We start from the raw sequence: 21,831 nt of genomic DNA on the forward strand, positions 1-21,831 counted from the left end.
TTCGTGTGGGGCGCGCGGCCGCGGCCGGGGGGGGGGGGGGGGGGGGGGGGGGGGGGGGGGGGGGGGGGGGGGGGGGGGGGGGCCCCCCCCCCCCCCCCCCCCCCCCCACGACCCGTAGGTCAGGAGAGGCGCTCGATGATCAGCGCCATGCCCTGGCCGCCGCCCACGCACATCGTCTCCAGGCCGAACTGCTTGTCGTGGTGCTGCAGGGAGTTGATCAGCGTGGACGTGATGCGCGCGCCCGTCATGCCGAACGGGTGGCCGACCGCGATCGCGCCGCCGTTGACGTTCAGGCGGTCGACGTCGATGCCCAGGTCGCGGTACGACGGGATGACCTGCGCCGCGAACGCCTCGTTGATCTCCACCAGGTCGATGTCGCCGATCGACAGGCCGGCGCGGGACAGCGCCTGCTTGGACGCTTCGACCGGGCCGTAACCCATGATCTCCGGCGAAAGGCCCGTGACACCCGTCGAGACGATGCGCGCCAGCGGCGTCAGGCCCAGCTCGCGCGCCTTCGTGTCGGACATCACGACCAGCGCCGCCGCGCCGTCGTTCAGCGCGCAGCAGTTGCCCGCCGTGACGCGGCCGTCCGGGCGGAACACCGGCTTCAGGCCCGAGACGCCTTCCAGCGTCACGCCCGCGCGGGGGCCGTCGTCCTTCGAGACGACCGTGCCGTCCGGGAGGGTCACCGGGGTGATGTCCTTGGCCCAGAAGCCGTCCGCGATGGCCTTCTCGGCCAGGTTCTGCGAGCGGACGCCGAACTCGTCCATGTCCTCGCGCGTGACGCCCTTCAGCCGCGCCAGGTTCTCGGCGGTCTGGCCCATCGCGATGTAGACGTCCGGGACGTCGCCGGCGGAACGCGGGTCGGTCCAGGAGTCGGTGCCGGACTCGGCGGTCGCCACCGTCCGCTGCTCGGCCTCGGCGAACAGCGGGTTGTGGGTGTCCGGCCAGGAGTCCGAGCTGCCCTTCGAGAACCGCGACACGGTCTCGACGCCGGCCGAGATGAAGACGTCACCCTCGCCGGCCTTGATCGCGTGGAACGCCATCCGGGTGGTCTGCAGGCTCGACGAGCAGTAGCGCGTGACGGTGCAGCCGGGCAGGTGGTCGTAGCCGAGCTCGACCGCGACCGCGCGGCCCATGTTGAACCCGGATTCGCCGCCCGGCAGGCCGCAGCCCAGCATCAGGTCGTCGATGTCGGTGGGGTCGAGCTGCGGCACCTTGGCCAGTGCCGCCTGGATCATCTGCACGGTCAGGTCGTCGGGACGCATGCTGACCAGCGAGCCCTTGTTGGCCCGCCCGATCGGCGAGCGCGCGGTGGAGACGATGACGGCTTCAGGCATGACGTGACACATCCTCGTATCGCGAGCTAAGCGTGCTAAGCGGTTGCTCACCATAGTGCCGCCTGTGGCCCCGGTCGCAAAGCCGAACGCGACCAAGGCAACACGACGACTGGCAGGATCACCCCGTGGGGACCGAGACGCGGGTGCTGGGCACGAGGACGATCCTGCTCTGGGGAGCCGGGCTGCTGGTCGTGGCGGGCGTCGCCGCGACGCTGCTGCTCACCCTGCTCGGCGGCGGGCGCCCGGAGGACACCGCGCGGCTGGAGGCGCTGAAGACCGCCGCCAACATCGTCGTCGGGACCGGGGGCGCAGCCGCTCTTCTGCTCGCCGCGCGGCGGCAGCGGTCGGCCGAGCTGGACCTGGTGCAGAAGGACCACGACGCCACCGAACGCCGGGTCACCGAGATCTACAGCAAGGCCGCCGACCAGCTCGGGAGCGACAAGGCGCCGGTCCGGCTCGCCGGGCTGTACTCGCTCGAACGGCTCGCCGGCGGGTACGCGCCGCACCGGCAGACCATCGTCAACGTCCTCTGCGCGTACCTGCGGATGCCCTACGACGTGGGGGCGAAGGACCTCGAGGAGCTGCAGGTCCGCAAGACCGCACAGCGCATCCTGATGCTGCACCTGCGGGCCGGATCCGTCGAACAACCGAACGAGGGCTTCTGGTCGGACGTCGACCTGGACTTCTCCGGGGCGACGCTCGTCGGGCTGAACCTCACGCACTGTTCGATCCGGTCGATCGTGTGCTTCGGCACGGAGTTTCACGAGCTCACGTCCTTCCGCGGCACCGAATTCCGCACCAAGGCCGACTTCAACCAGGCGGAGTTCAAGAACCGCGTCGATTTCCGCGGCACGGTTTTCGGTGGCAGCCGTGACTCGTTCAACGGTGCCCTTTTTGCTGGTCCGGTCGATTTCGGCACGAAGACCGTGGCACGGCTGGCCGGGGCCGAGGCGGTGCCCGGGCCCGCCAGGACCTGGCCCGAGGACTGGGAAGAACGCCCGGACGACGACGATCCGGGCCGGACACGGTTGACTCGAAAGGGTGAACCGCGTGCTCCCGGCGCCCGATAGAATCGGGCGCGGAAAGAGCTTCGTCATTCCGGAACGGGGGAGGTGAACCGGTGAACGCCGAACATCGAGGCACTCGCTGGGCCCTTCTGACTTCTCGGACGGATTGCCCCCTACGCGCACAGCGCCGGGCGGGATCTCCGGGACGGGATGACGGCTCAGCGTGCGGCGACCCTCGGGTCCGGATCGGCACCGGTAGCGGCTTGGTGGCTTAGCGACACGCCGGCGCCGGAAGAGGCCCGACCTCGCGCACAACGCCCCGTCACTACCCGACGCGCACCCGGAGTCCGCCCGGGTCTGCTTCGTGCTGGGTGGACAACGCCACCGGTGGGCCGTTTAGGCTGGCGGTCGTGGAGTACGCAGAGCACATCGCAGACCTCGTGGGCAACACCCCGCTGGTCAAGCTGAACTCGTTGACCAAGGGACTCAAGCCGCTCGTGCTGGCCAAGGTCGAGTACCTGAACCCGGGTGGCTCGGTCAAGGACCGGATCGCGCTGCGGATGATCGAAGCGGCGGAGAAGTCCGGCGCGCTGCGCCCCGGCGGCACGATCGTGGAGCCGACGTCCGGCAACACCGGCGTCGGGCTGGCCATGGTCGCCCAGCGCAAGGGCTACCAGTGCGTGTTCGTCTGCCCGGACAAGGTCAGCGAAGACAAGCGCAACGTGCTCAAGGCGTACGGCGCCCGGGTCGTGGTGTGCCCGACCGCGGTCGCGCCCGAGCACCCGGACTCCTACTACAACGTCTCCGACCGCCTGGTCCGCGAGATCGACGGCGCCTGGAAGCCCAACCAGTACGCCAACCCGCAGAACCCGGAGAGCCACTACCTCTCGACCGGCCCGGAGCTGTGGAAGCAGACCGACGGGAGGATCACCCACTTCGTCGCGGGGGTCGGCACCGGCGGCACGATCTCCGGTACCGGCAAGTACCTCAAGGAGGTCAGCGACGGCGCCGTCCAGGTCGTCGGCGCCGACCCGGAGGGGTCGGTCTACTCCGGCGGCAGCGGCCGTCCCTACCTGGTCGAAGGCGTCGGCGAGGACTTCTGGCCGGAGACTTACGACCGCAACGTCGCCGACGAGATCATCCCGGTCTCCGACGCCGACTCGTTCCAGGTCACCCGCCGGCTCGCGCTCGAAGAGGGCCTGCTGGTCGGCGGCTCCTGCGGGATGGCCGTCGCGGCCGCGCTGAAGCTCGCCGAGCGCCTCACCGAGGACGACGTCGTGGTCGTGCTGCTGCCCGACGGCGGCCGCGGCTACCTGACCAAGGTCTTCAACGACACCTGGATGTCCTCCTACGGCTTCCTGCCCCCGGACTCCTCGGGCGCGACGGTCGCGGACGTCCTGACGAAGAAGAGCGGGCAGCTGCCGGCCCTGGTGCACTCGCACCCGAACGAGACGGTCGCCGAGGCCATCGCGATCCTGGCCGAGTTCGGCGTCAGCCAGATGCCCGTGGTCAGCGCGGAGCCGCCGGTGATGGCGGCCGAGGTCGTCGGCGCGGTCAACGAGCGCGACCTGCTCGAAGCGCTGTTCACCGGCAAGGCGCAGCTGGCCGACCGGCTCGACCGGCACATGTCGCCGCCGCTGCCGACGATCGGTGGTGGCGAGCAGGTGGGCGCCGCGATGACCGCGCTCGAGGGGGCCGACGGCGCGCTCGTGCTGGTCGACGGCAAGCCGGCCGGTGTCGTCACGCGGCACGACCTGCTGGGCTTCCTGGCCGGCCGGTGAACCGGAGCTGAGAAAGATATAGATCGGCGGACCCGGCCGGGGCGTTACGAGCGCCCCGCCGGGTGATCCGATAGCGTGGACGCAAATAGAACACTTTCGCGTCCTCGTCAAGGGGGTTCAAGACCCACATGAGTGCACCGCAGCCACCGAACCAGCCGTGGGGTGGCGGCCAGCCACCTCAAGGCCCGCCGAGTGGCCCCCAGCCGCAGCAGGACAACCCGTTCGGTAGTCCGGAGCCGACCCAGGTCGTGCAGCCCGGCCAGCCACAGGGCGCTTCTCCGTTCGGGGAGACCCCGGAGCCGACGCAGGTCGTCCAGCCCACCCGGCCGGGTGAGGGCGGGGCGGGCGCCACTCAGGCGCTGCCCCCGGTCGACGCGAACGCGACGCAGATGGTGAACCCGGGCGGTGACGCCCCGATCGCGGAGTCCACGCAGCTGGTCCCGCCGGGTTCCCAGCCGCCGCCGTCGATCCCGTACACCCCGCCGCCGAGCGCGGCCGACAACCCGGCCGCGGCGTTCGGTCAGCAGCAGGGTGGTTACGGCCAGCCGGGCGGCTTCGGGCAGCAGCAGCCGGGCGGCTTCGGCCAGCCGGGGCAGCCCGGCCAGCCGCCGCAGGGCTTCGGTGGCCCGCCCGGGTTCGGCGGTCCCCAGCAGCAGTTCGGCGGCCCGCCGCAGCAGCAGTTCGGCGCGCCCTCGGCCGCCGGTGGCGCCGGGATGTTCGGCTACATCGCCGGTGGCGTCGTGGCCTTGCTGGGCCTCCTCTCGCTGATCTTCGCCTTCGTGTACTTCGGCGACGCCAGTGACTACTCGAAGGCACTGAGCGGCGCGCCGAGCGGCGACGTCCTCGACAAATTCCTGAACGACGCGGGCGTCGTGGGATCGGGCACGCTCTGGTTCTACGTGATCATGCTGCTTATCTTCAGTCTGGTCGCACTGGCGGCAGGTGTGGGGCTCGCGCTCGCCGGGAAGCTGCCGGCGTCGCTGAAGAAGCTCCTGCCGATCGCGGTGGTGGCCAGTGGTGCGCTCATCACGCTCTTCGGGGTCCTGATGATGCTGGGCACGACGCCGAACGCGGACTACCTGAAGCAGTTCGGGGCGAACGTCGGCTCCGCCACGGGCATCGGCGTCGCGCCGATGATCTTCGGCATCCTGATTCTGATCATCGGTGTGCTCGGGCTCATCCCGGCGACCGCGCAGTTCGTCGGTCTCGGGGCCGGCGGTGCCGCGCCGGCCGGGCCGCAGCAGCAGGGTTTCGGCGGTCCGCCGCCCGGGTTCGGTGGCCCGCAGCAGCCTGGGTTCGGCCACCAGCCGGGTCAGCCCGGTCCGCCGCCGCAGGGCTTCGGCCAGCCGCCGCAGGGTTACGGCCCGCCCCCGGGCTACGGCCAGCCGGGCGGTCCCAACCCGGCCAGCGGCGGGTTCCCGCAGCCGTCGGGCGGTGGTTTTCCCCAGCAGCCGCAGCAGCCGGGTGGTTTCGGCCAGCCGGGCCAGCCGCCGCACGGCTACCCGCAGCAGCCGGGCCAGCAGCCCGGTCAGCCGCCGCAGGGCTGGGGCCAGCCGCCGCAGCAGCAGGGTCCGCCCAGTGGTGGGTTCGGCCAGCCTGGTCAGCCCCCGCAGCAGTGGTGACACTGGGCCGTTCGGGTTGACCGGCAGCACACACCGTGACTTGCCTTCCGGCGGTCATCTCGCGTGTGTCGGAAGTTGACCGGATCTTGGTGAACACCGTTTTCGTGCCCCGGAGCCAATTCGGCTCCGGGGCACGCTGCATTTATAGCCGCGCACGCAATTGTCCGAAAAGGACAATCGGCGGGTAAAGCGCGCGCCGCGATCGCGTGACAGGATTTCTGCCGCTACCGCAGGAAAATGATCTTGGGTTCCGCCGTCCGGCCGAATTCCGTTCTTTTTCCTGACTCCTTCCACTTTTCCCGGCTAGGCTGAGCGCCGTAGTCTCGTGCTCTGTTGATGGGGGAGTTGTGACCGGTCCGCGCGGTTACCCGGTAGCGCATTCGCATTCGTATTCATCCGCTAGGCCGTCCGGAGTAACGGCGGTGCTTGCCGGGGTGCTCGGTTTGCCGGCCGCGGCCGCCGCGGGTTTCGTGCCGGTCAAGATCTTTCTCGACATGCCCGCCGAATTCAGCCTCGGAATGCTGCCCCCGTTGGTTCTTGTCGATCTGGCCGGATTTCTCGTTGCCGGACTGGTGCTGTTGCTCGGTTCGCTCGCGACGTTGTTCCGCGCGACCGCCGGCGCGATCCTGCTCGGGGTCGGCGCCCTGCTGGCGATCGGCGCCCTGCTGGTCGAGCCGCTCTCGGCCGGGGTACCGCTCGCCCGATACGTCGACGCGATGTTCACCCACGGTGGCCTCGCCATGGTCGACCGGGTGGGCCTCGCCGGCCTCGCGGTCCTCGTGCTGGTGCTGGCGTTCCTGCCGCCGACCTTCCGGTACCTGCGTTACCGCAGCACGCCCTCCCTGCCGGTGTTCGGCGGCCAGGGCGCGTACTCGTCACGGACCTGGTGAGCCGGGGCCCTATCCTCGGGCCCCGTGATCACGATCGACGACACCCGGACGGCGCGCGCCGCCGGCGGCCTCGCCCTGCTCGGCGGGCTGCTCTACCTGGCCGGACTGCTCCTGGACGTCGTCACGCTGTTCCGGTTCCCGGAGGACGCGGCCCGCACCGCCGTCCACGCGGTGGTCGACCTGCTGCTGACGGCCGCTCTCATACCCGGCGGTGTCCTGCTGCTGCGCCGTGACCCCCTGGGCAGGCTGGGTTGCATCGTCGGCAGCGCGACGGCGATCGTCGCGACGCTGACGTCACTGCTGCTGTCGGCGACGGGCTTGGCGTCCCTCGACGTCGGTCCCGGCGGCCTGGTCGCAGGCGGCGTCCTGGCGCTGGTCGTGGTGCTGCCGCCCGCCGCCGCCACCCTCGCGCTGGCAATCTCGGCGCCGGCCGCGCGGTGGTGCGGGCTCCCGCGATTCGAGCGTCAGGCCTGAGATGTATCCCACCTGACGGGAATGTCCGGGCCGGGCCGTACGCTGAACCGATGGTGGACGACTACTCCGATTTGGGATTCGAGACTCGCGCGATCCACGCCGGTCAGAAGCCCGACCCCCGCACCGGCGCGGTCATCGTGCCCATCTACCAGACCTCGACCTACGCGCAGGACGGCGTGGGCGGAACCCGCGAGGGCGACTTCGAGTACTCGCGCACCGCGAACCCGACCCGCAGCGCGCTGGAGGAGGCACTGGCCTCGCTGGAAGGCGGCCGCCACGCCCTCGCCTTCGCGTCCGGCATGGCCGCGTCCGACGTCGTGCTGCGCAGCACTCTCCGCCCCGGCGACCACCTCGTGCTCGGCAACGACGCCTACGGCGGCACGTTCCGCCTGATCGACAAGGTGCTCAGCCTCTGGGGCGTCGAGCACACGGTCGCGGACCTGGGCAACCTCGACGAGGTGCGCGCCGCGATCCGGCCCGAGACCAAGCTGATCTGGTGTGAGTCGCCGACCAACCCGATGCTCGGCATCGCCGACATCGCCGCGCTGGCCGGGGTCGCGCACGACGCCGGCGCCCGCCTGGTCGTCGACAACACGTTCGCGACGCCGTACCTGCAGAACCCGCTGTCGCTCGGCGCGGACATCGTGCTGCACTCCACCACCAAGTACCTCGGCGGTCACTCCGACGTCGTCGGCGGCGCGATCGTCACCAACGAAGACGAGCTGCGCGAGCAGTTCTTCTACCTGCGCAACGCCGCGGGCGCGGTGCCCGGCCCGTTCGACGCGTGGCTGACCCTGCGCGGCATCAAGACCCTCGCCCTGCGCATGGAGCGGCACAGCGACAACGCCGAACTGGTCGTGCAGGCGCTGCTGAAGCACCCGAAGGTCGCGAAGGTCTACTACCCGGGCCTGCCGGAGCACCCCGGCCACGAGGTCGCGGCGAAGCAGATGCGCCGCTTCGGCGGGATGGTCTCGTTCAGCCACGTCGACGGTGAGCAGGCCGCGCTGGACGTCGCTTCGCGCACCAAGCTGTTCATCCTCGCCGAGTCGCTCGGCGGCATCGAGTCGCTGATCGAGCACCCGGGCAAGATGACCCACGCGAGCACCGCGGGTTCGACGCTCCAGGTGCCGGCGGACCTGCTGCGCCTGTCGGTCGGCATCGAAGACGGCACCGACCTGGTCTCGGACCTGCTGGCCGCCCTCGGCTGATCTCTCGAAGACGGCAAAACGGCGCCGGAGCACGCAGCTCCGGCGCCGTTTTCGCGGGCTTTGCGCAGGTCAGGGGTTGTAGTTGCCGTGCACCACGGTGCCGGGCTTCGGGGTGCCCGTGGCGGGCAGGTCCGCGCCGTCGACGCAGCCGCCGACCAGCTCGACGTGGCTGTCGTGGCGGATGTACTGGGCCGGCGACGCGCACGAAGCGCTGTCCACCGTGATGTAGGCGGCTCCGGTGAGGGCGGCGGCCGAGGCCAGCCCGATCACGAGCGGAACCAGCCCGGCGGAGCGGGTGGCGCGCGCCCGTCGAGCGGCGTTCGCGTCGGTCCCCCGTGCCATGGTTGCTCCCTGTTTACCGCGAGTTGACACGCCAAGGGTACCCGGCTCCCGGTCCGATCAACCTGTGGATCTCCTGAGTGGCATCATCCGGCTCATGGAACTCGTCACCATCGAGCGGATCCAGGCCGCCCGCGAACTCCTCAAAGGAGTGACCCGGGTGACGCCGATGGAGCACGCGCGCGACCTGCGCCGGCTCCACGGCGGTCCGGTGCACCTGAAGTGCGAAAACCTGCAGCGCACGGGGTCGTTCAAGATCCGCGGTGCCTACACCCGCATCCACGGCCTCACCGACGAAGAACGCGCGCGGGGCGTCGTCGCGGCCAGCGCCGGCAACCACGCGCAGGGCGTCGCGCTCGCGTCTTCGCTGCTCGGCGCCAAGTCGACCGTCTTCATGCCGCTGCGGGCGCCGCTGCCGAAACTCGCCGCCACGCGCGGTTACGGTGCCGACGTCCACCTGCACGGCGCGCTGCTCGAGGAGACCCTCGCCGCCGCGATCGAGTTCGGCGAGCGGACCGGGGCGGTGTTCATCCACCCGTTCGACCACCAGGACGTCATCGCCGGCCAGGGCACGGTCGGCCTCGAGATCCTGGAGCAGGTGCCCGGGGTCAAGACGATCCTCGTCGCCACCGGCGGCGGCGGGCTGGTCGGCGGGGTCGCGTCGGCCGTGAAGGCCGTGCGGCCGGACGTCCGGGTCGTCGGCGTCCAGGCCGAGGAGGCCGCCGCGTACCCGCCGTCGCTGGCCGCGGGCGCGCCGGTCCGGCTGAGCCAGACGTCGACGATGGCCGACGGGATCGCCGTCGGCGAGCCGGGCCCGGTCAGCTTCGCCCACGTCGAATCCCTGGTCGACGACGTCGTGACGGTGTCCGAGCAGTCGCTCTCGCGGGCCGTCCTGCTCTGCCTGGAACGGCGCAAGCTGGTCGTCGAGCCCGCCGGCGCGGCGACCGTCGCCGCCCTGCTGCAGCACCCCGGCGCGTTCGAGCCGCCGGTCGTGGCCATCCTCTCCGGCGGCAACGTCGACCCGGTGCTGCTCCTGCAGATCATCCAGCACGGCATGACCGCCGGCGGCCGCTACCTGCGGCTCCACCTGCGGGTCCCGGATCGGCCGGGGTCGCTGGTGGGGGTGCTCTCGTGCGTCAGCGGGCTGGGCGCGAACGTGCTCGACGTCGAGCACTCCCGGATCTCCGGCAGCCTCGACCTCGGCGAGGCCGACGTCGTGCTGGCGCTGGAAACCCGCGGTCCCGAGCACTGCAAGGAGATCGAGATCGCGCTGACGAACGCCGGTTACACGGTGGTCTGAGGGGCTTTCGGGTGGCGGAGCCCGGATGTCACGACCGCTCGCTGGTGATCGCCGCCAGCGCCAGGACCGTGGCTTCGGCGGACACCTCCGACGGCGCGGCGAACCGCCGGGCCCGGATGTGGGCGACCAGGTCCGGATCCGGCGGCACCCCGTGCTCGCGCAGGTAGTACGCGACGGCGCCGGGCCAGGCCCACGCCCCGTCGGTGCGGAAGTTCATCGGCACGGCGTCGGTCCGGTCCGGCGCGAACGCGTCGGTCCCGTAACTGCGGGACGCCAGGATGACCGGCGCCGCGTCCAGGTAGGCCAGCACCCGCTCGGCCTCGGCCGGAACGAGCGGCTGGCGGCGGACGAGAGGGGTGCCCGCCGCGTCCAGGCCGTCGTAGATCCGCGGGGTCCGCACCTCGCCGTCCAGCCCCGGGGGCGTCAGCGGCGGCAGCCCGGCCTTCTCCCGCAGCCAGGCCGGGACGTGCTCCTCGGCGCGCGGGAAGAACCGCAGCTCGTCCTGGAACCCCAGGACCGGCGGTTGCTGCCGGAACGGCGGTTCGAGGTCCGGCCGCACGAAGTCGATGTCGGGCGGCTGCGTGGGGTCGAACGCGCAGATCACGCCCAGCCAGGTGCCGCGCCCGGGCTGGTACATCCCCGCGCGCAGCACACCGAGCAGCCGCACCGCCTCCGGGTGCGGCGGTGCCGGGCGCGGCTGGCCGTCCGGACCGGTCACCAGCAGGTCGGCCTCGACGTGCCGGCCCGCGGCGCGGTACTCGATCCGCAGCTGCCGCCAGCCCGGGGGCGCCTGGGACGCGAGCGCGACGCCGATCTGCCGGACGACCTCCTGCTGCTGGTCCGGGCGCAGCGGTCCCGGTGGCCGGGTCATGGTCCTCCCTCTCCTCGCCGCCTACACCGGCGGCCGGGCGCCCAGCAGGAAGTTCGTGGGCAGGTATTCGGATTCGACGTCGACGTTCATGCCGGCCGAACGCGCCAGCACGGCGATCGCGAGCGGGGCCAAGGCGACGAAGCCGTCCGGTTCGGTGGCCGTCTCCTCGTCGCTCGTCCAGTAGCTGCGGTGCTGTTCGAGCGCCCTGGCCAGGGAGACGTTGAACTTCTCGTCGTCGCGGCGGAGCAGGTAGTAGAACATCTCGATCGGCGGGTAGACGAGCTGGAGCATGGCGCGCCGCGGCGTGTTGCGGACGGCGTCCGGGTCGGTGCCGTCCATCGCCGCGCCGAACAGCTCCGCCGGGACTTCGCGGCGGGCCAGGAAGTTCTGCACGGTCTCCAGCCAGGGTCCCATGTACGCGTCGTAGTCGCCGGACGCGCGCAGCAGGTCGAGCGGAACGGCGCAGAGCCGCTGGATCAGGTCGTCGTTGCGGTCGACCACGGCCAGCCAGGCCGCGGTGAGCCAGTTGCCGGCGTCCGCCGTCGAGGTGGGCCCGGTGGCGGCGAAGCGCATGGGCCGGGTGACGACGGCCTCGACCTCGCCCTCACCCGTGGCCGCCGTGAAGATCGCCGTGCCCGCTTCGGCCGCCGTCCGCAGGTCGCGCCAGATTTCCGGGCCGGCCGCGGCGGGATCGACGACGCTGCGGTACCGCATGAGCGTCAGCGCCCGGCGCAGCACGTTGTTCAGTGCGCTCGGATCGGTTTCGACGTAGTCGATGTAGAAGCCGATCTTCGGGGCCAGCGCGTCGATCTGCTTCCGGGCGACGTCCTGGTCAACGGGGTGCCTCGACACGGTGGTCATCGATCTCATTCCGCCGGTGGTGCCGGTAACGGCGACTGGTAGCCGTAACCGTTGTAGGGCTTGTAATCGTAGCCAAGGTTGACGTGCGGGCTGCCCGACTCGTCAACCCGCGCGCGGACCTCCACGTAGTCCAGCCGGTGCTGCAGTTTGGCCCGTTCCAGCGCTTCCGCGAGGTCCGGATCCGTCTTTTCCATCCTCTTGACGAGGTAGTCGAAGTACTCGGGGTGGCCCTGCTGGAAGGTCCGGTCCCGGGCCCGGTCGTAGTGCGTGCTCGGTTGTCCGCCGGGTCCCTTCGCCTCGTGGACGATGTAGTGCGGCTCACCGCCGTTCTTGTAGTCGACCTCCCAGATGTGGTCGAAGTTGCCGGCGCCGGGCTTGCCCCCGTCGATCGGGTGCCGTGGTGAGATCTCGGCCCGCACGGTGCCGTCCGCGTCGACGATCTGGTAGCGGTGGCTGCCGTCCGGCGCGTCCGGGTGCGGCCGGACGTCGAAGTCCTCACCGGGGAAGGACTCGGAGAAGTCCCGCTGCAGCCGATCGCGCAAAGCGTGCCCGGACGCCTCTTCGCCGAGCCGTTCGGAGGCGTCGTTCCGCGCGTTGAACTTGTCGTTCCAGTCGTCGTCGACGCCTCTCGTCTTGCCGTCGAACTCTTCCTGGGCGACCTGGCGATCGTGCACCCGGTCGTCGATGCGGTCGTAATCGGTTTCGCGCCAGTTCCGGGCGTCGGGCAGCTCGCCGGCGGGCTCCTCGCCGGGCGTCCGGTCGTGCCCGGTCCCCGGCTCGTGCCCCTCCGGGGTGACGTCGTGCTCCGGCGTCCGCTGGGGAGGGTGCGTCGAGGAGCGGGATTCGTCGAAGCCGAGCGATTCCGCCGGCGGCCGCTCGCCCTTGAACCGCGGTTCCCCGTTGACGAGGTCGAGCTGGGGCGGCGGTGGGTTGACGTTCGCGTAGCGGTGGTTGATGACCAGCTCTTCGCCGTGCTCGGTCGGACGCCGGTAGTAGTGCTTCTTGATGTACTCCGGGTCGGCGATGTTTTCGCGGGGGGTGCGGCCGTCCGGACCGGGGCGGTCCTGCCAGCCCGGCTCGTCGCCGCGGGCGCGGGCGGTGTCGGCCGACGCCGCCCGGTCGTGGGTGCCGGGGGTGAACCCGTCGTCGCCCACGCTGTGCGTCGAGCCGTCGGGGTGGTGGGCGTTCCACTCGCCGTCCGGGGGGATGCGCGGGCGCATCCGGCCGTCCGGGCCGATTTCGTAGTCGGAGGAGAAGACGCGGCCGTGCGCGTCGGTCCACGCCGGCTTGGTCGGGGCCATCACCTCGGTGTCGAGCTCGCGCGAAAGCCGGTGGGCGAAGTCGTTCGAACCCGCGTCGCAGCCGATCAGGCGGACCGGGCGGCCGTCGTAGTCGGCGTTGCGGCGCAGGACGTCCGCGAACTCCTCCGGCGTGTAGAGGCGGTCGCCGATGCGGGCGTGGCCGTCCGGCGTGACGTGCACGTCGACGGTGTAGCGGCCGTCCGGGTCGGGCGGCACGCGGTGCGGCAGGTCGCCCATCTCCGGGTCGCCGGCGTGGTAGGAGCTGCCGGACGGCGTGCTTTCGGCGTGCCGCGCGTTGACCTCGTCCGGGCTGAGCGGCTCGTCGTGGTGGGTCGGGCCGCCGTCCGGGTCATGACCGGGATCGTGGTGGCCGGGGCCGTTCTCGTGCGGGCCGTGTCCGTCGGGACCGTGCGGGCCGCCGGGTCCGGTGTGCCCGGGACCACCCGGCCGGGCGCCCGGGGGCTGGCCGCCCGGTCCGTGCGTGCCGGGCCCGAAACCGCGAGCCGCCGGGGCGGGTGCGTCCGGCGTGCGCGGCCGCGGGGTGTCGCCACCCGGGCGTGGCCGCCCCTGGGGGAGGTCACCGCCGGTGTGTGGCCGGCCGGGGGCGTCGGCGTGCGGAGTGCGCGCGCCGGGGCTGCCCGGGGTGCCGGTCCAGCCGGGGCCGCCGCCGGTGCGCGGGGAACCGCCGCCGAGACCGCCGCCGGCGCCGCCACCGGGCGGCATGCCGCCGCCCATCGGCGCGCCACCCTGCGGCGGGATGCCGGACGCGGCGGCGCCGTCCCCGCCGCGCGGTGCCGGGAACTGGGTCCCCGGGTCCCCGGTGCGGGGTGCCGCCGGGACGGTACCGCTGGCGGAGGTGGTCCCGTCGGCCCGCGGCGGCGCGGCGCTGCTCGAGGTGTCACCGCCGGCGTGCGAGCCGGGTGCCTCGGACCGCGCGGCGGGCGACGATCCGGAGTGCGCGGGGGACCCGCCGTCGCCGCCGCGAGCCGGGGACGCGCTGCTGTCCCCGGTGTGGGAAGGGGTGTTGTCGGCGCCGCGGGTGGGTGAGGGGCTGGTGTCGCTGGCGTGCGATGGAGAGCTGTCGGCGGTGTGGGAGGGCGTGTTGTCGGCGCCGCGGGTGGGTGAGGGGCTGGTGTCGCTCGCGTGGGACGGGGTGCTGCCGCGGGTAGGCGATGGCGAGCTGTCGCTGGTGTGGGAAGCGGTGTTGTCGGCGCCGCGCGCGGGCGAGGGGCTGTTGTTGCTGGCGTGCGATGGCGAGCTGTCGCCGGTGGGCGAAGGAGTGTTGTCGGCGCCGCGCGTCGGTGACGGGCTGCTGTCGCCGACGTGCGAAGGAGTGCTGTCGCTGCCGCGCGTCGGTGAGGGGCTGCTGTCCCCCGCGTGCGACGGCGAACCGTCCCCGGCGCGGGTCGGTGACGGGCTCGAATCGCTTGCGTGGGAAGGAGATCGAGTCGGCGAAGAGCCGCTGTCCCCGGCGTCCGAACGCACCGAAGACGGGCTGCCGTCCGGCGAACCGTCACCACCGTGTGCCGCCGGGGAATCGTTCCCGTCCGGCGACCGGGATCCGTCGCCGCTCGAGCTCCGGCGGGAAGCCGGGTCCGCCGGCGAGTCGGTGTTCATCGGATCGGAACTCGGCGAATCCCCGTTCGCGTGGCCGGAATCCGTCGACGACGTCTCACCGCTGTGCGCACCGTCGCCGTCGCCGCCGGAAGAACCCTCGCCGTGGGCCCGGGCGTGGACGCCGCCCTCACCCTTGGGGATCTTGTGGACGAAGCCGCCTTCCTTGATCTTCAGCCCGTCCAAGCCACTGACCTTGCCCAGCACCTTGCCGAAGACCTTGGCGATCTTCTCGAAGATGTCGACGAGCTTCGACAGCAGCGGCGACACCTTGCGGATCGTGTCGGTCAGCTTCTTGAGGAGCTCACCGATCTTCTTGCCCCACTTGGCGATCGCGGCCGACGCCTGCGCGACGACCACCGGCGTGCCGAAGCCCAGCGAGAAGACTTCCTCCATCACCCACGCGATGAGCTTGCCGACCAGGTCCGCGATCAGCTGCCGGACGGTCTCCCGGACGAACGAGACGACCTGGCCCATGATCATGGTGACCGTGCTGATCGCGCCGGCGACCGTCGCCGCGCCGGAAAGGGCGTCGCTGTGCTCGGTGGCGAACTGGCGGTACGCGTCGGCGCCCGCGCCCTGCCACCCCGCCGTGCCGGTCTTGACCGCGTTGTCGAAGTCGGTCTTCCGCTCGCCCAGCGCCTTCGAGACGTTGCCCCAGGTGTCCGCATAGGACTGGATCACCGGCGGGTTGCCCGCGAGCGAGTCCAGCATGTCCTTCAACGGCTGGATGTGCTCCATCAGGAACGACGCCACCGACGACATCAGGTAGCCGAACGGGTCGACCGCGGCACCGGCGATCTCGCCGGCCAGGCTCAGCACGCCGAGGCCGCCGGAAACCCAGTCGCCGTCCTTGATCCCGTTGAACGCGTCCATCGACGACTCGGCGAGCCCGATGCCGCCGGCCCAGCCGTAGTCGCCGTTGCCGGCGGTCAGCGGACCCGGGCCGTTGGGGTCCTGCTTGGCGTCCGCGACGAGCGGGTTGCCCTCGGGCATCACGCGCCGCCCGCGGACTTGTTCAGGTCGCCGGCCACCCCGGATTCGTAGGTGTGGTACGCCGCAGCGGCTTCGCGGACCTTGCCGGAGACGGCGGTCATCGCCTGCACGGCGTCCTTGAGCGCGTTGATCCCGTACTGCTCCACCGGGTCGAGCAGCATCCGGAACGGCTGGCAGAGAATGCCGTACGCGTCCGTCGGCATGCTCACCTGGTTGGCCGCGTCGACGGCCTGCTGCAGCCCGTCGCCGATGGTGTCCAGCTGCTTCGCGTGCGCGGTCAGGTCGGTGCTGAGTTCCACGTCTGACACGGTTTCCCCCTCAGGACAGGATCGGTCCGCCGAAGTCATCGTCATCGTCGTTGCCGGCCGGACGGCGGCGCCGCGGCGGTTGCTGCTGCGGCGGTGGCGGCGGAGTGCGCGGCGGCGCGGGCGGTGGCGAGTCGTTGTCCTCCGGCAGGAACCGGCGGACGCGGTCGGGCTCCGGGAACGTGGGCTCGGGCTCCGGCGGCGGCTCCGGGAAGGTGCTCTGCGCCTCCCGGACGATCTCGACGGCGGCCTGGTCACCGGTGCCGGTGGTCTCGGTCATCGCCTGCTGCAACAGCTCCGGGATCCGCGCCTGCGCGCGCTGCACCAGCTGCATCACCTGCGCCGAGATCTCGGCCATCCGCTTGGTGCCGGCCGCGGACTCCGCGATGACGAGGTTCTTCAGCAGTCCACGCGAATCGACGGTCACCGTCACCGTGCCGTCCTTCGACCGCTCGGTGACCGTCTGGCCCTGCATGTGCTCGGCCAGCGCCTGGTACCGGGCGGCGTTCTCCTCGAGCCGCTTGGTCCAGTTGTCGATCATCTCGTCGCTCGCGTCGACGCTGTCCGGCATCCCCGCCCCTTTTCTGTCCCTCTCCACACTGACGGATCCGAGCCGCCCGCGGTTCCCCCGAAAGCCGTGAAGGCCACCATAGGGGACTCAGAGTCCCTCATGGTGGCCTTCACGGCTTTGCGGGTCAGAGGTTGCCGCGGCGCTCCTGTTCACGCTCGATCGCTTCGAACAGGGCCTTGAAGTTGCCCTTGCCGAAGCCCAGCGAACCGTGGCGCTCGATGAGCTCGTAGAACACGGTCGGCCGGTCGCCGATCGGCTTGGTGAAGATCTGCAGCAGGTAACCGTCCTCGTCGCGGTCGACGAGGATGCTGTGCTCCTTCAGCGTCTCGATCGACACGCGGACGTTGCCGATGCGGGCGCGCAGTTCCGGGTCCTCGTAGTAGGACGCCGGGGTGTCGAGGAATTCGACGCCCGCGGCGCGCATCGCGGTGACCGTGGCGATGATGTCGTTGGTGGCCAGCGCGATGTGCTGGCAGCCCGCGCCGCCGTAGAACTCGAGGTACTCGTCGATCTGCGACTTCTTCTTCGCCACGGCGGGCTCGTTCAGCGGGAACTTGACCCGGTGGTTGCCGTTCGAGACGACCTTGCTCATCAGCGCCGAGTACTCGGTCGCGATGTCGTCGCCGACGAACTCCGCCATGTTCACGAAGCCCATGACGCGGTGGTACCAGTCGACCCAGTAGTCCATCTTGCCGAGCTCGACGTTGCCGACGCAGTGGTCGACGGCCTGGAACAGCCGCTTCGGCGCGCCTTCGGGCCGCTTGACGGTGCTCTCGCGCGGCTCGTAGCCGGGCAGGTAGACGCCGGTGTAGCGCGACCGGTCGACCAGCGAGTGGCGGGTTTCGCCGTAGGTCGCGATCGCGGCGACGCGCACGGTGCCGTGCTCGTCGGAGACGTCGTGCGGCTCCTCGAGAACGGTCGCGCCCTGCGCGCGGGCGTGCTCGATGCACTTGTCGACGTCGGTGGTCTCCAGCGCCAGGTCGATGACGCCGTCGCCGTGCTTGCGGTGGTGGTCCAGCAGCGGCGAGTCCGGCCGCACGCCGCCGGTGATGACGAACCGGGCCGAGCCGGACTTGAGCACGTACGACTTGCGCTCGAAGTCGCCGGTTTCGGGGCCGGAGTAGGCGACCAGCTGCATCCCGAACGCGATCTGGTAGTACCAGGCGGTCTGGGTCGCGTTGCCGGCGATGAACACGACCGCGTCCATGGCCTTGACCGGGAACGGGTCTGTCGAGGCGTCGTGGTCGACGAGGCCGACGAGCTGACGCAGCTGGTCGTAGCTGACGTCGTCGAGGGCACCCTGGTGGGGTTCGGCAGTCTGGGTCATACCCCGAAGGATCTGCCTCGTGAGGCAAGATGTGCAATAGTCGTTCATTTTGCTGGACAACCTGCCCGGTCAATGAGGGACACTGGCAGTCAGCTTGGACAATGTGCGCAGGGAGAGAGCAATGTCGGAGAACCTGGACGCGCTCGACGCGCGGCTGCTGCTGTTGCTGACCGACTCCCCGCGGCTCGGGGTGCTGGAGTGCGCGCGCCGGCTCGGGGTGGCGCGCGGGACGGTCCAGGCGCGCCTCGACCGCCTCACCGAACGCGGCATCCTCGGCGGTTTCCCGCCGGAGCTCGACCTGGCGGCGATGGGGTACGGCCTCACGGCGTTCGCCGTGATCGAGATCGCGCAGGGTCGCCGCGCGGAGGTCGCGAAGGCGCTGGCGGCGATCGACGAGGTCTGCGAAGTCCACGCGACGACCGGCCAGGGCGACCTGTTCGTCCGGATGGTGGCGCGGGGCAACGACGACCTGCAGCGCGTGATCGACGAGGTCGTCGGCGTCCCGGACGTGCAGCGGACGTCGACGTCGATCGCGCTGTCGACGCCGGTACCCCCGCGGGTCCGCCCCCTGCTGGAGCGGACCGCGCGGGAGTGACCTCAGTCCTTCTCGACGACCTGGCCCAGGTACCGCCTCGCCGACCGCTGCACGACCTCGAAGCCGTCGGTGCGCACGATCGCGTCCCACCAGGCGCCGTAGATCGCGTCGAACCGGTAGCCCGCCAGCAGTTCGGCCGCGCGGCGGACGACGTGCGGGCGCTCCGGGACCAGGTTCGGGTAGCTGTACATGAAACCGACGTGCGTGCGGTCGGGGATCACCTGCACGATGTCGCCGGACAGCAGCGCGCCGCGGCCCTCTTCGCCGGCCGGCCAGTGCAGGACCGTGCCGCCGTCGAAGTGCACCCCGAGGTTGATCAGCCGCAGGTCGGGCGCGACGTCCAAGGTGGTGCCGGACCACAGCTCCACCGACGGGTCGGGCCGCCCGATCCACTGCCGGTCGCCCTCGTGGAGGTGGATCGGCACGTCGAACGCGTGCGCCCACTCGACCATCGTCGTGTAGTAGTGCGGGTGGCTGATCGCGATGCCGGTGATGCCGCCGAGGGCGTTCACCTCCTCGACGAGCGCGTCGTCGAGGTAGGCCGCGCAGTCCCAGAGGAAGTTGCCGGATTCCGCCTGCACCAGCAGGGCGCGTTCACCGATCGCGAACCCGGGGTTCGAGCCGACGCCGACGATGCCGGGGCCCTGTTCCTCGACGCGCGGGGTGTACGTACCGCTCGCGCGGAGTGTGGCCAGGTTCGTCCACTGCTGCCCGGACGCCGGGACGTACTGGCGTTCGTCTTCGCAGACCGGGCAGTTGTCCCGGGCCTCGGCGTACTGCATGCCGCAGGCCTGGCAAATCGGTTCCGTGCTCACTGAAGTCCTCCCGGAAGATGCATTCCGGGAGGACACGCTAGCCGCGGGGATGCGCGCCCGGCCACGGAAAAACCGGGCGCGTCCGGACCGCTACTTGCCGTCGCTGTAGGGGACGGCCTTGACGAGGGTGACCTTCTGCAGCTTGCCGTTCGGCAGCTCGTACTCGCGCGACTCGCCTTCCTTGGCGCCGAGCAGGGCCTTGCCCAGCGGCGACTCGGGGGAGTACACGTCGAGGCCGCCCTCGGCGCCTTCCTCACGGGTGGCGAGCAGGAACTTCTCGTCCTCGTCGTCGCCCTCGTACCGGACGGTCAGGACCTTGCCGGGGCCGGCGGTGCCGTCGTTGGCCGGCGCCTCGCCGACCTTGGCCCCGCGCAGCAGCTCCTGCAGGTGCCGGATGCGCGCCTCGGCCTGGCCCTGTTCTTCACGGGCGGCGTGGTAGCCGCCGTTCTCCTTGAGGTCGCCTTCTTCGCGGCTGTCGTTGATGCGCGCGGCGATAACCGGACGATTCTCGATCATTTCGTCGAGCTCGTGCTTGAGCCGGTCGTAGGCATCCTGGGTCAGCCAGGTCACCTTGGTGTCGCTCACGGTCACCATCTCCTCGTCGGGCCTGCCAGGCTTGCGTGTTCAAGCCGGCCCACACGGGCGTAGGTGCCCGCGTGGCTGAGATAAAGGAAAAACACGGCCCGTCGTGGGCCGTGCTGAAGGATCAGACTATCACGGCACGACAGTGCCGAGCCCGTTATTTCCGCGCGCCGTGGGCGTTGAGCGCGCGGTTCACCCCGTTGGCCGCTATGGGGTTGACAGATAGTCTGGTATGTCGTACGAGCAGCCGTACACGTCGGCGGTCACCGGGGCCCCGATGCTCTTGATCGTCGTGCTGATGGTGCTGTACTTCGCGCCGGCGGGGATCAGGAGCTCTTTGCGGCCGCTCTCGGCGCCGGTCTTGTCGCGGACGCGGACGATGCAGACGCCCGGCCGGTTGTTGTCGTCGCGGGTCACGTTGAGGGTGATTTCCATCGCGTTGCCCGGTTTGCCGGCGAAGGCGACGCGCTCGGCGTCGATCGGCGCGGACCCGAGGTTGACGTAGGCGACGTAGGCGACGACCCCGCTGACCAGCAGGGCGATGGCCAGGAACAGCCACCGGCGCCAGCGCCGGGACGTCGGCGCGCGGCCGGTGCCGTAGCGGCCTTCGGGCAGCGTGGACGCGCTGCTCCCGACGACCGTTTCCGCCGGTCCGCCTGCCAACCCGGGGCCTCCTGCTCGTTCTTGTCGTACCCGCAGGGACAATGGTGGGGCGGGTACGGCTTCGAGTATCCGCCCGCTGGGTGGGCGGCCCGCAGGTGGGTCGCGGAATACGGGTAGAGAAGGAGTCGTTCGCAGCATGGTGGACCAGTTGACGAAGACCGCCAAGCCGCGCCTGATGGCCGTGCACGCGCACCCGGACGACGAGTCGAGCAAGGGCGCCGCCAGCATGGCGCGCTACGCCGCCGAAGGACACGAGGTGCTGGTCGTCACCTGCACCGGAGGTGAAGCGGGGAGCATCCTCAACCCCGCGATGGACCGGCCCGAAGTGCTGGCGAACATGAGTGAGATCCGTCGTGAGGAGATGGCGCGCGCCGCCAAGATCCTCGGCGTGAGCCAGCGCTGGCTGGGTTTCGTCGACTCCGGCCTGCCGGAGGGCGACCCGCTGCCGCCGGTGCCCGAGGGCTCGTTCGCGGTCGTGCCGCTCGAGGAGTCGACCGAGGCGCTGGTGCGCGTGATCCGGGAGTTCCGCCCGCACGTCATCACCACCTACGACGAGAACGGCGGCTACCCGCACCCCGACCACATCCGCACCCACGAGGTGTCGATGGCGGCGTGGGACGCGGCGGCCGACCCGGACCGCTTCCCCGACGCCGGCGAGCCGTGGCAGCCGCTGAAGCTGTACTACATGCACGGCTTCTCGAAGGCCCGGATGCTGGCCTTCGACGCGGCCCTCAAGGAGGCCGGCATGGAGTCGCCGTACACCGAGTGGCTCGAGAAGTGGGACCCCGACCGCGCCGATGTGATGGAGCGGGTGACGACCCGCGTCGAGTGCGGTGAATACTTCGAGGCGCGGGACGAGGCGCTGAAGGCGCACGCGACGCAGATCGACCCGAACAGCCGCTGGTTCTTCGTGCCCTTGGAGATGCAGCGCGCGACCTGGCCGACCGAGGAGTACGAGCTGGTCAAGTCGCTGGTGGACAGCACGCTGCCGGAGGATGACCTGTTCGCCGGCATCGCCGGCACCGAGGAGAAGGTGAACACATGAGTCTGACGCTGCCGGCCGGCGTGGCGCTTCCGGTGACCGCGTCGGCCCTGGTCCTGACGCAGCAACCCGGCAACGGCGACAACGGCGGGCAGGGGGAGGACTTCGGCAAGTCGTCCCCGGTCGGCTTCCTGGTGCTGATCCTGTTCCTCATCGCGGTGGCCTTCCTGGTCCGCTCGATGACGAAGCACCTCAAGCGCGTCCCGGCCAGCTTCGACGAGCCCGCTGCCGAAGAGGCTGCCCCGGAGCAGGCTGAGCCGGAAAAGAAGGCCGAGGTGGCCGAGAAGCCCGCTTCGGACTCCACGGCCACCACGAAGGCCGACTAGC

At 71.0% G+C, this 21,831-nt stretch carries 21 protein-coding genes; 10 read left to right on the forward strand and 11 right to left on the reverse strand.

Annotation, left to right across the window (positions count from 1 at the left end):
- Positions 1-119: 119 nt before the first annotated feature.
- Positions 120-1,340 carry an acetyl-CoA C-acetyltransferase gene (locus ACGFMK_RS25070; RefSeq protein WP_392767680.1) on the reverse strand — a complete coding sequence of 407 codons (1,221 nt, stop codon included), beginning with the start codon at positions 1,338-1,340 and terminating at the stop codon, positions 120-122.
- Between the two features lie 125 nt (positions 1,341-1,465).
- On the opposite strand from ACGFMK_RS25070, the gene ACGFMK_RS25075 reads away from it, so the two are divergent.
- The 6 genes from ACGFMK_RS25075 to ACGFMK_RS25100 all read left to right on the forward strand — a co-directional run bounded on the left by ACGFMK_RS25075 (position 1,466) and on the right by ACGFMK_RS25100 (position 8,322).
- Positions 1,466-2,410, forward strand: a complete 945-nt coding sequence (locus ACGFMK_RS25075; RefSeq protein ID WP_392767683.1) for a pentapeptide repeat-containing protein — start codon at positions 1,466-1,468, stop codon at positions 2,408-2,410.
- A gap of 347 nt (positions 2,411-2,757) precedes the next feature.
- The gene (locus tag ACGFMK_RS25080) at positions 2,758-4,128 is read left to right on the forward strand and encodes a cystathionine beta-synthase (protein WP_392767686.1); all 1,371 of its coding nucleotides are present in this window, start codon (positions 2,758-2,760) and stop codon (positions 4,126-4,128) included.
- A gap of 128 nt (positions 4,129-4,256) precedes the next feature.
- Positions 4,257-5,750, forward strand: a complete 1,494-nt coding sequence (locus ACGFMK_RS25085) for a hypothetical protein (protein ID WP_392767689.1) — start codon at positions 4,257-4,259, stop codon at positions 5,748-5,750.
- 434 nt (positions 5,751-6,184) lie between these two features.
- On the forward strand, positions 6,185-6,640 hold the full coding sequence (locus ACGFMK_RS25090; RefSeq protein WP_392767691.1) for a hypothetical protein: 456 nt from the start codon (positions 6,185-6,187) through the stop codon (positions 6,638-6,640).
- A gap of 24 nt (positions 6,641-6,664) precedes the next feature.
- Positions 6,665-7,114 (forward strand): hypothetical protein, encoded by a 450-nt coding sequence (locus ACGFMK_RS25095; RefSeq protein ID WP_392767694.1) that lies wholly within the window; start codon positions 6,665-6,667, stop codon positions 7,112-7,114.
- A 50-nt stretch (positions 7,115-7,164) separates the two neighbouring features.
- Positions 7,165-8,322 (forward strand): cystathionine gamma-synthase, encoded by a 1,158-nt coding sequence (locus ACGFMK_RS25100; RefSeq protein ID WP_392767697.1) that lies wholly within the window; start codon positions 7,165-7,167, stop codon positions 8,320-8,322.
- A 69-nt stretch (positions 8,323-8,391) separates the two neighbouring features.
- Here ACGFMK_RS25100 and ACGFMK_RS25105 read toward each other — a convergent pair whose 3' ends face one another.
- A complete protein-coding gene (locus tag ACGFMK_RS25105; RefSeq protein WP_392767700.1) occupies positions 8,392-8,664 on the reverse strand; it encodes a hypothetical protein in 273 nt (90 codons plus the stop codon).
- 94 nt (positions 8,665-8,758) lie between these two features.
- On the opposite strand from ACGFMK_RS25105, the gene ilvA reads away from it, so the two are divergent.
- On the forward strand, positions 8,759-9,961 hold the full coding sequence (gene ilvA, locus ACGFMK_RS25110; RefSeq protein WP_392767703.1) for a threonine ammonia-lyase: 1,203 nt from the start codon (positions 8,759-8,761) through the stop codon (positions 9,959-9,961).
- Between the two features lie 28 nt (positions 9,962-9,989).
- Here ilvA and ACGFMK_RS25115 read toward each other — a convergent pair whose 3' ends face one another.
- The 6 genes from ACGFMK_RS25115 to hppD form a co-directional block, all read right to left on the reverse strand.
- On the reverse strand, positions 9,990-10,832 hold the full coding sequence (locus ACGFMK_RS25115) for a ferredoxin (protein ID WP_392767705.1): 843 nt from the start codon (positions 10,830-10,832) through the stop codon (positions 9,990-9,992).
- A 21-nt stretch (positions 10,833-10,853) separates the two neighbouring features.
- A complete protein-coding gene (locus ACGFMK_RS25120; protein ID WP_392767708.1) occupies positions 10,854-11,693 on the reverse strand; it encodes an immunity 49 family protein in 840 nt (279 codons plus the stop codon).
- A gap of 5 nt (positions 11,694-11,698) precedes the next feature.
- Positions 11,699-15,604: a hypothetical protein gene (locus ACGFMK_RS25125; RefSeq protein ID WP_392767711.1), complete on the reverse strand. Its 3,906-nt coding sequence runs from the start codon at positions 15,602-15,604 to the stop codon at positions 11,699-11,701.
- Complete coding sequence (locus ACGFMK_RS25130) at positions 15,604-15,912, reverse strand: type VII secretion target (RefSeq protein ID WP_392767714.1); 309 nt, start codon at positions 15,910-15,912, stop codon at positions 15,604-15,606. Before ACGFMK_RS25130 ends, ACGFMK_RS25125 begins: the two co-directional genes overlap by 1 nt.
- A gap of 10 nt (positions 15,913-15,922) precedes the next feature.
- Positions 15,923-16,480 (reverse strand): YbaB/EbfC family nucleoid-associated protein, encoded by a 558-nt coding sequence (locus ACGFMK_RS25135; RefSeq protein WP_392767717.1) that lies wholly within the window; start codon positions 16,478-16,480, stop codon positions 15,923-15,925.
- A gap of 124 nt (positions 16,481-16,604) precedes the next feature.
- Positions 16,605-17,807, reverse strand: coding sequence for a 4-hydroxyphenylpyruvate dioxygenase (gene hppD / locus ACGFMK_RS25140; RefSeq protein ID WP_392767720.1), 1,203 nt, complete (start codon positions 17,805-17,807; stop codon positions 16,605-16,607).
- A 121-nt stretch (positions 17,808-17,928) separates the two neighbouring features.
- On the opposite strand from hppD, the gene ACGFMK_RS25145 reads away from it, so the two are divergent.
- Positions 17,929-18,402: an Lrp/AsnC family transcriptional regulator gene (locus ACGFMK_RS25145; protein WP_323323482.1), complete on the forward strand. Its 474-nt coding sequence runs from the start codon at positions 17,929-17,931 to the stop codon at positions 18,400-18,402.
- A gap of 2 nt (positions 18,403-18,404) precedes the next feature.
- On the opposite strand, the gene ACGFMK_RS25150 is transcribed toward ACGFMK_RS25145, so the two are convergent.
- From ACGFMK_RS25150 to ACGFMK_RS25160, 3 genes are all read right to left on the reverse strand, one after another.
- Positions 18,405-19,217: an MBL fold metallo-hydrolase gene (locus ACGFMK_RS25150; protein ID WP_392767724.1), complete on the reverse strand. Its 813-nt coding sequence runs from the start codon at positions 19,215-19,217 to the stop codon at positions 18,405-18,407.
- A 90-nt stretch (positions 19,218-19,307) separates the two neighbouring features.
- A complete protein-coding gene (greA, locus tag ACGFMK_RS25155; protein ID WP_323323479.1) occupies positions 19,308-19,811 on the reverse strand; it encodes a transcription elongation factor GreA in 504 nt (167 codons plus the stop codon).
- A 195-nt stretch (positions 19,812-20,006) separates the two neighbouring features.
- A complete protein-coding gene (locus tag ACGFMK_RS25160; protein ID WP_392767727.1) occupies positions 20,007-20,462 on the reverse strand; it encodes a DUF4307 domain-containing protein in 456 nt (151 codons plus the stop codon).
- Positions 20,463-20,598: 136 nt separating this feature from the next.
- Here ACGFMK_RS25160 and mca point away from each other — a divergent pair, with 136 nt between their 5' ends.
- Together mca and ACGFMK_RS25170 are read left to right on the forward strand one after the other, a co-directional pair.
- Entirely contained in the window at positions 20,599-21,507 is a 909-nt protein-coding gene (gene mca / locus ACGFMK_RS25165) for a mycothiol conjugate amidase Mca (protein WP_392767730.1), read from the forward strand.
- Complete coding sequence (locus ACGFMK_RS25170; RefSeq protein ID WP_392767733.1) at positions 21,504-21,830, forward strand: hypothetical protein; 327 nt, start codon at positions 21,504-21,506, stop codon at positions 21,828-21,830. The genes mca and ACGFMK_RS25170 overlap by 4 nt, the downstream gene beginning before the upstream one ends.
- Position 21,831 lies beyond the last annotated feature (1 nt).

The organism is Amycolatopsis sp. NPDC049252 (assembly GCF_043197175.1).
Classification (GTDB): domain Bacteria; phylum Actinomycetota; class Actinomycetes; order Mycobacteriales; family Pseudonocardiaceae; genus Amycolatopsis.